10 protein-coding genes are annotated in these 10,399 nt (G+C 65.0%); all 10 read left to right on the forward strand.

The genetic code is table 11. The annotated features are described in order from the left end of the window. Positions 1-8 precede the first annotated feature (8 nt). The 10 genes from ACH2AT_RS06155 to ACH2AT_RS06200 all read left to right on the forward strand — a co-directional run bounded on the left by ACH2AT_RS06155 (position 9) and on the right by ACH2AT_RS06200 (position 10,317). Positions 9-1,322, forward strand: coding sequence for an LCP family protein (locus tag ACH2AT_RS06155; RefSeq protein ID WP_394964378.1), 1,314 nt, complete (start codon positions 9-11; stop codon positions 1,320-1,322). Positions 1,323-1,377: 55 nt separating this feature from the next. Then, positions 1,378-1,746, forward strand: a complete 369-nt coding sequence (gene rsfS / locus ACH2AT_RS06160) for a ribosome silencing factor (RefSeq protein WP_394964380.1) — start codon at positions 1,378-1,380, stop codon at positions 1,744-1,746. A 58-nt stretch (positions 1,747-1,804) separates the two neighbouring features. Next, complete coding sequence (gene leuS / locus ACH2AT_RS06165; protein ID WP_394964382.1) at positions 1,805-4,219, forward strand: leucine--tRNA ligase; 2,415 nt, start codon at positions 1,805-1,807, stop codon at positions 4,217-4,219. A gap of 149 nt (positions 4,220-4,368) precedes the next feature. Next, on the forward strand, positions 4,369-4,545 hold the full coding sequence (rpsU, locus tag ACH2AT_RS06170) for a 30S ribosomal protein S21 (RefSeq protein ID WP_177521317.1): 177 nt from the start codon (positions 4,369-4,371) through the stop codon (positions 4,543-4,545). Positions 4,546-4,653: 108 nt separating this feature from the next. Continuing rightward, positions 4,654-5,157 carry a YqeG family HAD IIIA-type phosphatase gene (locus ACH2AT_RS06175; RefSeq protein ID WP_394964383.1) on the forward strand — a complete coding sequence of 168 codons (504 nt, stop codon included), beginning with the start codon at positions 4,654-4,656 and terminating at the stop codon, positions 5,155-5,157. After that, a complete protein-coding gene (locus ACH2AT_RS06180; RefSeq protein ID WP_394964385.1) occupies positions 5,154-6,014 on the forward strand; it encodes a TIM barrel protein in 861 nt (286 codons plus the stop codon). The genes ACH2AT_RS06175 and ACH2AT_RS06180 overlap by 4 nt, the downstream gene beginning before the upstream one ends. Positions 6,015-6,129: 115 nt before the next feature. Beyond that, positions 6,130-6,687: an elongation factor P gene (gene efp, locus ACH2AT_RS06185; RefSeq protein WP_394964387.1), complete on the forward strand. Its 558-nt coding sequence runs from the start codon at positions 6,130-6,132 to the stop codon at positions 6,685-6,687. Positions 6,688-6,774: 87 nt separating this feature from the next. Continuing rightward, complete coding sequence (locus ACH2AT_RS06190) at positions 6,775-7,227, forward strand: CD1247 N-terminal domain-containing protein (RefSeq protein WP_394964389.1); 453 nt, start codon at positions 6,775-6,777, stop codon at positions 7,225-7,227. Positions 7,228-7,327: 100 nt separating this feature from the next. After that, positions 7,328-9,121: a hypothetical protein gene (locus ACH2AT_RS06195; protein WP_394964391.1), complete on the forward strand. Its 1,794-nt coding sequence runs from the start codon at positions 7,328-7,330 to the stop codon at positions 9,119-9,121. 128 nt (positions 9,122-9,249) lie between these two features. Beyond that, positions 9,250-10,317, forward strand: a complete 1,068-nt coding sequence (locus ACH2AT_RS06200) for a hypothetical protein (protein ID WP_394964393.1) — start codon at positions 9,250-9,252, stop codon at positions 10,315-10,317. Positions 10,318-10,399 lie beyond the last annotated feature (82 nt).

The raw sequence follows: 10,399 nt of genomic DNA on the forward strand, positions 1-10,399 counted from the left end.
TTTGCCCCATGAACGATTCCCATCAGCACAGAAAACTCAACACTTCTTCCGCGTCCCACGGCGCGTCCCGCACGGGCGGCGCGGCTTCTTCCACCGGGCGCAAGATCAACCGCAGCGGCGCTTCTTCCGCCTCCTCTTCCGGCGCGGCGCGCAACGTCTATCGCGCGCCCTCTCCGGCGGCTTCCCGGCCCGCGGCCCCCGCCTCCGGGCGCACCGCCTCCCGGCCTGCCGCCGCCTCCGCGGCCCACGCTTCGGCGCCCCGCCGCCGCAAGAAAAAGCGCGGCGTGCTCAAAACCGTGCTCATCAGCCTGTGCTGCTTTTTTGGCGTGCTGGCCATCGGCCTGTTCGGCCTCTACCAGTGGGTGGTGCGCTCCATCAGCCCCGAGGGCGGCAATCCCACCATCAACGAGATCATCAACACCCCCACCGAGTACGAAAAGGACGTGGTGAACGTGCTGGTGTGCGGCATCGACTACGAGGAGGGCCGCGCCTACTCCGGCGACGGCTCCAACGACGGCATGACCGACATGATCATGTATGTCAATTTTGACGTTGCCAACCACAAGATCAACATGCTCCAGATCCCCCGCGACACCTACCCCGGCGAGGAATACAAGCACGGCAACACCGGCAAGATCAACGCCGTGGCCCTGCACAACGACGGCATCGGCAGCCTGATGGAACTGATCTACGAGCAGTACAAGCTGCCGGTGGACTACTACGTCACCATCGACATGCAGAGCCTCAAAGAGATCGTGGACCTCTTCGGCGGCATCGAGGTCTACATCCCCAAGGACATCTCTTACAAGGGAAGCACCCTGGAGCAGGGCTACCGCAACCTGAACGGCGAGGCCGCCGAGTTCTTCGTGCGCAACCGCAACTACGCCCAGGCGGACATCGCCCGGCTGGACATGCAGCGCTATTTCTACCAGGGCCTTTTCACCCGCATCCGCACCGCCACCGTGTGGGACCTGGCAAAACTGGCCCCGGTGGCCCTCAAGTATGTGGAGACCAACATCCCCATGGACGAGCTCATCAGCATGGGCGTGAGCTTTTTGAAGGTGGACAGCGCCAACATCATGATGTGCAAGCTGCCCACTTATTCCGCCGCCCAGCGATACAACGACCAGTCCCATCTGATCTGCGACGTGGCCAAGACCACCGACCTGCTGAACCAGTATTTCCGCACCTACGGCGGCCCGGTGTATGAGCTGGACGTTCCCACCCTTGCCACCGTGGGCGAGTCCACCGACCCCAACGTGCAGTACATGGGCCAGCTGGACACCGAGGCGGAAACGGCCCAGACCGGCGGCGAGGGCTGACCTGCGCCGCACCCACCAACAACAGCCGGCCCGGAGCCGGCGAAAGGAGAACCCAATGGAAAGTTTGCAGCTTGCCACCGCCATCGCCAAAGTGCTGGACAGGAAAAAAGCCTCCGACGTGAAGGTGCTCAAGGTGCGGGACCTCACCGTGCTTGCCGATTACTTCGTCATCGCCACCGGCACCTCCTCCACCCATGTGAAAAGCCTGGCCGAAGAGGTGGAGTTCCAGCTGGGCGAGCAGGGCGTCAAAGCCCTGCGCACCGAGGGCTACGACGCCAAGAACTGGATCCTTTTGGACTATGGCGAAGTCATCGTGCACGTGTTCTACCCCGAGGCCCGCAGCTTCTACGACCTGGAGCACCTGTGGGCCGACGCCGAGCCGGTGGACGTGAAGCTCGGAGAGGACGAGCCCCAGGCGCAGTGAACCGGCGCGGCCTGCCCGCCGCCGTTTGAAACAAATCAATTTCTGGAGTTGATGTCAGGTGAAATACGATTTCAAGGCCGTTGAGAGCAAGTGGCAGAAGATCTGGGCGGACGAAAAGACCTTCGCCGCCAAAATCGACCACTCGAAACCCAAGTTCTACGCCCTGGTGGAGTTTCCCTATCCCAGCGGGCAGGGCCTGCATGTGGGCCATCCCCGCAGTTACACCGCGCTGGACATCGTGGCCCGCAAAAAGCGCCTTTGCGGCTACAACGTGCTCTACCCCATGGGGTGGGACGCCTTCGGCCTGCCCACCGAGAACTTCGCCATGAAGAACCATATCCACCCGGAAGTGGTCACCAAGAACAACGTGGCCCGCTTCAAAAGCCAGCTGCAGGCCCTGGGCCTGTCCTTCGACTGGGACCGGGAGATCAACACCACCGACCCCGAGTACTACCGCTGGACCCAGTGGATCTTCCTGCAGCTGTATAAGCACGGCCTTGCCTACAAAAAGGAAATGAACGTCAACTGGTGCACCGGCTGCAAGGTGGTGCTGGCCAACGAGGAAGTGGTCAACGGCTGCTGCGAGCGCTGCGGCGGCGAAGTGGTCCACAAGGTCAAGAGCCAGTGGATGCTGAAGATCACCGCCTACGCCGACCGCCTCATCGACGATCTGGACGGCCTGGACTTCATCGACCGCGTGGTCACCCAGCAGAAGAACTGGATCGGCCGCAGCCACGGCGCGGAGGTCACCTTCAAGGCCACCACCGGCGACGACCTGGTGGTCTACACCACCCGGCCGGACACCCTCTTCGGCGCTACTTACATGGTGCTGGCCCCCGAGCACGCCCTGGTGAAACAGTGGCTGGAAAACGGCGCCATCACCAACGCCGGCGCCGTGCGCGCCTACCAGGCCGAGGCCGCCCGCAAGAGCGATTTCGAGCGCACCGAGCTTGCCAAGGACAAGACCGGCGTGCGCCTGGAAGGCGTGGAGGGCGTCAACCCCGTCAACGACCGCCGCATCCCCATTTTCATCTCCGACTACGTGCTGGCCACCTACGGCACCGGCGCCATCATGGCCGTGCCCGCCCACGACACCCGCGACTACGACTTCGCCAGGGCCTTCGGCCTGCCCATCGTCGAGGTGGTGGCCGGCGGCGACGTGGAAAAGGAAGCCTTCACCGACTGCTCCACCGGCGTGATGGTGAACAGCGGCTTCCTCACCGGCATGACGGTGGAGCAGGCCAAGAAGGCCATCACCGCCTGGCTGGAGGAAAACGGCAAAGGCCGCGCCAAGGTCAACTTCAAGCTGCGCGACTGGGTGTTCAGCCGCCAGCGCTACTGGGGCGAACCCATCCCCATGGTCTACTGCCCCCACTGCGGCTGGCAGCCCCTGCCCGAGAGCGAGCTGCCCCTGCGCCTGCCCGAGATCACCGACTTCGAGCCCGGCCCCGAGGGCGAAAGCCCCCTGGCCCGCCACCAGGAGTGGGTGAACACCACCTGCCCGAAGTGCGGCGGGGCGGCCAAGCGGGAGACCGACACCATGCCCCAGTGGGCGGGTTCCAGCTGGTACTTCCTGCGCTATATGGACCCCCACTGCGACACCGCCCCCGTGAGCCGCGAGGCCGTGGAGTACTGGGGCCCGGTGGACTGGTACAACGGCGGCATGGAGCACACCACCCTGCACCTGCTCTACAGCCGGTTCTGGCACAAGTTCCTCTACGACATCGGCGTGGTGCCCACCAGCGAGCCCTACAAAAAGCGCACCAGCCATGGCATGATCCTGGGCGAAAACGGCGAGAAGATGTCCAAGAGCCGCGGCAACGTCATCAACCCCGACGACGTGGTGAACGAGTATGGCGCCGACACCCTGCGCCTGTACGAGATGTTCATCGGCGACTTTGAGAAGGCCGCTCCCTGGTCCACCCAGTCCATCAAGGGCTGCAAGCGCTTTTTGGACCGGGTCTGGGGCCTTGCGGACCAGATCCTGCCCGGCGAGGGCTGCCGCCCCGAGCTGGAGGGCGATCTCCACCGCACCATCAAGAAGGTGGGCGAGGACATCGAGGTGCTCAAGCACAACACCGCCATCGCGGCCATGATGAGCCTGGTGAACGACTTCTACGCCGCCGGCGGCGTCACCCGCGGCGAGTTCGGCGCCCTGCTGGTGCTGCTGAACCCCTTCGCCCCCCACATCACCGAGGAGCTGTGGCAGCGCTGCGGCTTCGAGGGGCAGATCGCCCACGCCGCCTGGCCCGTTTACGACGAGGCCAAGTGCGTCGAGAGCACCGTGGAGGTGCTGGTGCAGTTCAACGGCAAGCCCAAGGCGCGCCTTGCCCTGGCCGCCGGCCTGGACGCCGCCTCCACCCTGGCCGCCGTGAAGGCCGCCCCCGAAGTGGCCTCCCTGCTGGAAGGCAAGACCCTGGTGAAGGAGATCGCCGTGCCCGGCAAGCTGGTCAACCTGGTGGTAAAAGGTTAAAACTTTGTGAACGATCGGGAAAACCCCCTCCGGGGAGGAATTTCCGGTTGACAGAATCCTCTGAGGCATAGTATAATCGGGTATGTTGGGTACTTTGCTTTCAAAGGCCCGGCAAAACTCCTGCCTCAGGTCCAAGGGAGGGAAGTAAGATGTCGGAAGTTCGTGTCAAGGACGGCGAGTCGCTGGAAAGCGCCCTGCGCCGCTTTAAGCGTTCCACCGCGCGCAGCGGCGTGTTGGCGGAAGTTCGCAAGCGCGAGGCGTATGAGAAGCCCTCCGTGCGCCGCAAGAAGAAGTCCGAAGCTGCCCGCAAGCGCAAGTATAAGTAAGCGGCGGCGCCGGTTCACCGGCTGACAACGCACCAAGCGTCCGGGCGGGCCCACCAGGGGCCCGCCCGTTTTCGTTTTTTCCGAGACTATGAAGGAGGGCGCATGCCCATGCTCATCACACCGGAATATCTTTTTTCCAGCGTCAGCGCCATCACCCCCGCCTTTTTGAAGGAAAAGGGCGTCGATGCGCTGGTGCTGGATGTGGACGACACCCTCACCGCCCACGGCAGCCAGCAGCTGGACGCCGAGGTGGAGCAGTGGCTGGGCAGGATGCGCGCCGCCGGCCTCAAGCTGATGATCGTCAGCAACAACACCAAAAACCGGGTGGCCCCCTTTGCCGCCCGGCTGGGGCTTCCCTTCGTCTCCATGGCCTGCAAGCCCCTCACCTTCGGCCTTGCCGCCGCCCGCCGCCGCTTCGGCGTGCCCCGGGCCCGCATGGCCATCGTGGGCGACCAGCTGTTCACCGACCGGCTGGCCGCCAGCTTCTTCGGCATCCCGGCGCTGGTGGTGTCGCCCCGGGGCGGGGCTGCCCGCAGGGACATCCAGTTCAAGCGCAAGCTGGAACGGCCCTTCCTGCGCCGCTATTATCAGAAGGGGGGCAAACTGCTGTGAACACGCCTCTCTTCGGCACCGCCGGCGCCAGCGAGAGCTTCAAGGCCATGGGCTACAAGTCCAGCGCCCAGGTGCCGGAATACACCGCCGCCATGGGCCTGGACACCTTCGAGTACCAGTGCGGCCGGGGCGTGCGCCTGGGGGCGCAGCTGGCGCAGGCCATCCGAAAAGGGGCCGAAGCCCGCGGCATCTATTTCAGCCTCCATGCCCCCTACTACATCTCCATGAGCAGCATGGAGGAGGAAAAGCGCCTGAACAGCGTCAGCTACATTTTGCAAAGCGCCGGGGCGGTGCGCGCCCTGGGCGGCCGGCGGGTCGTCTTTCACCCCGGCAGCTGCGGCAGGCAGAGCCGGGAAGAAGCGCTGAAAAAAGCGATGGACACCATGGCCCGCATGCAGGCGGCGCTGGACGAGGCGGGTTTTGAGGACATCACCCTGTGCCCCGAGACCATGGGCAAGGCGGGCCAGCTGGGCACCCTGGACGAGGTGCTGGCCCTGTGCAGGGTGGACAGGCGCATCACCCCCTGCATCGACTTCGGCCACCTGAACGCGAGGGACGGCGGCTGGATCAAGGGCAGGGAGCAGTATGCCTTCATCCTGGACCGCATGGCCCAGGAACTGGGGGACGAGCGGGCGGTGAGCTTCCACGCCCACTTCAGCCGCATCGAGTACACCGCCGGGGGCGAAAAGCGCCACCTCACCTTTGCCGACACGGTGTTCGGCCCGCCCTTCGAGCCGCTGCTGGAGCTTCTCTTCCAGCGCCGGCTGGCCCCGGTGATCGTCTGCGAGTCCGCCGGCACCCAGGCGGAGGACGCGGCGGCGATGAAACGGTATTATCAGAGCCTTGGCGAAGGCTGACCGAACGCGGCTTTTTGCCACAAAAGGGTTGCAAAACAGCCGCTCGTAGGGTAAAATATTTACGGATATGTCAAAGGTTCAGCTTTGAGATTATAAAAAGTATGGAGGATCCTTTATGATTTCTGCAGGCGATTTCCGCAACGGCGTTACCTTTGAAGAGGACGGCAAGGTGCTGCAGGTGGTTGAGTTCCAGCATGTGAAGCCCGGCAAGGGCGCCGCCTTCGTGCGCACCAAGACCAAGAACGTCATCACCGGCGCCGTCACCGAGACCAGCTACAACCCCAGCGCCAAGTTCCCCACCGCGTTCATCGAGCGGCGTGAGATGCAGTACAGCTACAACGACGGCGGCCTGTACTACTTCATGGACATGGAGACCTACGAGCAGATCCCCATCAACGAGAAGGACCTGGGCGACGCCTTCAAGTTCGTCAAGGAGAACGAGATGGTCAAGGTGCTGAGCTACAAGGGCAACGTGTTCGGCATCGAGGCTCCCAACTTTGTTGTGCTGGAAGTCACCGAGACCGAGCCCGGCTTCAAGGGCAACACCGCCACCAACACCCTGAAGCCCGCCAAGCTGGAGACCGGCGCCGAGATCCGTGTGCCCCTGTTCATCAACGAGGGCGACAAGATCCGCATCGACACCCGCACCGGCGAGTATATGGAGCGCGCCTGAGCCAAGCAATGCGATCAGCCCCGGGCGGCGGCAGTGCCGCCGCCCGGCTTTTCATTTCAAATCTGCAACAATAGGAGGAACATCCCTATGGAACTGAACGAGAGAGCCGCCTACCTGAAGGGCCTGATGGAGGGCCTGGAGATCAGCGAAGAGACCAAAGAGGGCAAGGTGCTCAAGGCCATGTACGAGCTGCTGGCCGAGCTGTGCGACACCGTCACCGACCTGGACAGCGATCTGGACCAGGTCTACGACGAGCTGGACGCCATGGACGAGGACATGGACGAGCTGGAAGAGTATGTCTACGGCGACGACATGGACGACGAGGAAGAGGACGGCGAGGACGACGGCGAGCTGGAGGCCGAGGTGGAGTATGAGCTCACCTGCCCCAACTGCGGCGCCGTGACCGTGGTGGACGAGGACACCCTCTTCAACGAGAAGATCAGCTGCCCCAACTGCGGCGCTGAGTTCGACATCGAGTTCACCGAGTGCGACGGCGAGTGCGAAGGCTGCACCGACTGCGACGCCCCCGAGGAAGAATAAATTTTGACACGGGCCCCGAAAGGCCCAAAAGGCGGGTCCAGCCACCTCTATGGGAGGCCGCGCCCGCCTTTATCATTTTGCCCAAAAGGAGGGAAAAAGGTTGCATACGATGCTTCTGGTGCTGCGCAGCGGGGCCTTTTTCGTCTGGCTTGGCTGCTGGTGCCTGTGGCTGTGCCGCAAAGCGAAGCTGCCCGCCGCCATTACCCCGCTGGTGGCGATGTGCGGCGCGGGGATGGCCATGTATGCCGCGGGGCTGCTCAACGTGATCTGGCCGGTGCAGCTGGCCCTTTATCTGGCGGGCCCGGCGCTGGCCATCGGCTGCCTTGTGCGGGAAAAATGGCAGGCGCTGCGCCCCTTCGTCTGCGTTTCCATGGCGCTGTTTTTGGCGGCGGCGGGGGCCACCCTGCTGCTGGAGCGGGGCCGTGTGATCGACAACCACGACGAGCTGGCCCACTGGGCCATTGCCGCCAAGACCGTGGTCACCGAGGGGCGGCTGCCCAACATGGCGGACACGATGGTGGAATTCGTGGACTATCCCCCCGCCGCTACCCTGTGGATCAAGGTGGTGTGCGACCTCGTCGGCTTTTCCGACGGCAGCATGCTCTTTGCCCAGAGCCTTTTGTTCCTGGCGGCCATTTTGGCCTTCGCGCCGCTGTGCAAAAAGCGGTGGTACGCCGGCGCGGCGGTGCTGGGCTACGGCGTCTATATGGCCTGCCTGAGTGTGGCATGGCGGGAGTTGCGGGTGGACGGCATGCTCACCGCCCTCACGGCCGGGGCGTGGGCCGTCACCGCGGCGCTGCGCCGCGAACCGAAGCGCGCTTTGGCGGCGTCGCTGCCGGTGCTCTGCTTTCTGGCCATCTTGAAAAACAGCGGCATGTTCTTTGTGGCGCTGGGCGCCATCCCGCTGATGGTGCTGCTGGCGCGGGCCGGGCAGAACCGCAGCCTCAAAACCGCCGGTCTCGCCGCCCTGCCCCTGGCCGCCCCGGCCCTCACCTGGTGGCTGTGGCAGGCCCACGTGGCGCTGGTGTTTGTGGACGCCGCAAGCAGCAAGCACGCCGCCTCGCTCTCGGCCTACGCCGGGCAGCTGGGCGGAAAGACCCCCGAGGACATCGCCGCCTTCTGGGAAAAATTCCGCAGTTTCTGGTTCCTTGTCTCCGACCCGTCGGTGTTGCGGCTCCATCTCTTCTCCGCCGTCTTTCTGCTGACCTGCCTCGTTCTGGCGCTGTTCAAAGCCATGCGCTGGCGGGCCGCGGCGGGCTACGCCGCCGCCTGGGCGAGTTCCACCGCCGTCTATGTGGCGGCGCTGGCCGGGACCTACCTGTTCAGCATGAACACCGACGAGATGCTGGCCATCGCCAGCATCCGCCGCTATGCCGCCAGCTGGTTCGAGTGCCTGCCCGCCGCAGCCATCGTGCTGGCGCTGGTGCATCTGGAACCGGCGCTGGAAGACGCGGGCCGCCTGCGGGGCCTTGTTCCCGCCACGGCGCGCCAGTGGCAGGCCTTCGCCCTCTGCGGGGCGCTGGCCCTCTTCTCCTTCAGCCTCACCGGGGCCCACGGCAGCTTCTCCCGCCTGTGGTATTCCGCCCGGCCGGCGTCCGCCTCCGCCCGCCAGAACTACTGGCTGGACCTGAAGGAGCAGTACGGCCTGCCGGAGGGCGCTTCCTACCTGATGTACGTGGAGGGCATGGGGCTGGACACCTGGCACGAGCGCTATGTGGTGCGCTATGCGCTCTACAGCCCCTCGGTGGGCTTTTGCACCGAGCTGACGGAGGAACAGGCCCGGGAATACGATTTTGTGGTGTTCTGCACCCAGGACGACGCCAGCCGCGCCTTTTTGGAAAGCCTCGGCCTTGACCCCGGCGCGGGCTATGCGGACCTGCGCTACCAGTGGTGACCTTTTTCCATCCTCCTCCCTGGGCCGGCCCTTTGCGTCGGGCAATAACCCCTGTCCCTCCTGCGTATACCGGGATGGAAGGACGCCGCCCGGGGGCGGCGAAAAGGAATGTAAAGGAGGGGAAGAAAATGAAGAAAAGAAAAGCGGGATGCGCGGCGCTGGCGTTGATGCTTGCGCTGAACTGCGGATGCGTCCGGGCAGCTTCGGCGTCAAGGCAGGAGACGCGGCAGACGGACGGCACGTCCGCCGCCCAAAGCGCCCCGGCGGACGAGGCCCTGGACGAAGCGGCGCTGGCCGAAGCGCTGCGCCTGCGCTGTGTCCCGGACGAGAGCCGTCTGGCCGCCTTTGAGGTGCGCGGCGCCGGGGTGGTGCCGCCCGAAGGCTGGGACGAATACCCGCTGCTGGACGAGCACCTGGTGGAGCAAGAGCGCACCTGGCGGGGCTGGCTGGAGGCCGACGAGGCCCGGCGGCTCTTCGCCGCCGTCTTCCGGGTGGAGTACACCCCCGAGGCCGCCATCAACGGCCCCCAGTACGCCGGCGGCATCTGGACCGTGCTGGCGCTGCTGGAACCCGCGGGGGAAGGCTATGACATCGTCGCGTCCAGCGTTGCGGACATCGGCCCCGATGACGCCCCCGCGCCGTTCGAGGCCGCCGAACTCGCCGTCACCGACGACCAGTGGGCCATCCTCCAACACCAGCTGGCAGCCCTCGCCGCCGGCGGCGTCTGGCGGGACTACACCTCTCCCGCCGACTGGACGGCGGAGGAGTTCACCCACTGGCTGGCCCTGCGGGCGCAGAGCTGGCCGGGCACGGACGGGCAGGCCCTTTCCCAAGCGGATGTGCTGCGGATGGTCCAGGCGGACTTTTCGCCGGAAAACGGGGTCTGGAACAGCGCGGACGTGCGGCTGCAGGAGAGCGGTCTGCTCGACAACGGTCTTGTGGCCCTGCCCGCGGCGGAGGACCCTGCACGCTTTTTTGAGGAACAGGTGTCGGTGGAGTACTCCCGGCAGCTGACGAAGGACCAGGCCGCCGAGGGCAATGCCCCCATGCGGCCAGTGGACGAAGTGGTGGCCACAGTGACCATCCCGACCCCGGAGGGCGAGGTGCGCATGGAGTACCGCTTCGGCCTGGTGCCGCCGGACAACGGCCCGGTGAGCCGCACCTGGCTGATGGAGGCCCGGCGACTGACAGAATAACAAAGCAAAGTCCCCTTGCCGGGAAGATTCCCGGCAAGGGGACTTTTTGCACAAAAAGCGATTTACTGCGCTCCCGCGCAGG

This window comes from Candidatus Allofournierella excrementigallinarum (genome assembly GCF_944388085.1).
GTDB lineage: Bacteria > Bacillota > Clostridia > Oscillospirales > Ruminococcaceae > Allofournierella_A > Allofournierella_A excrementigallinarum.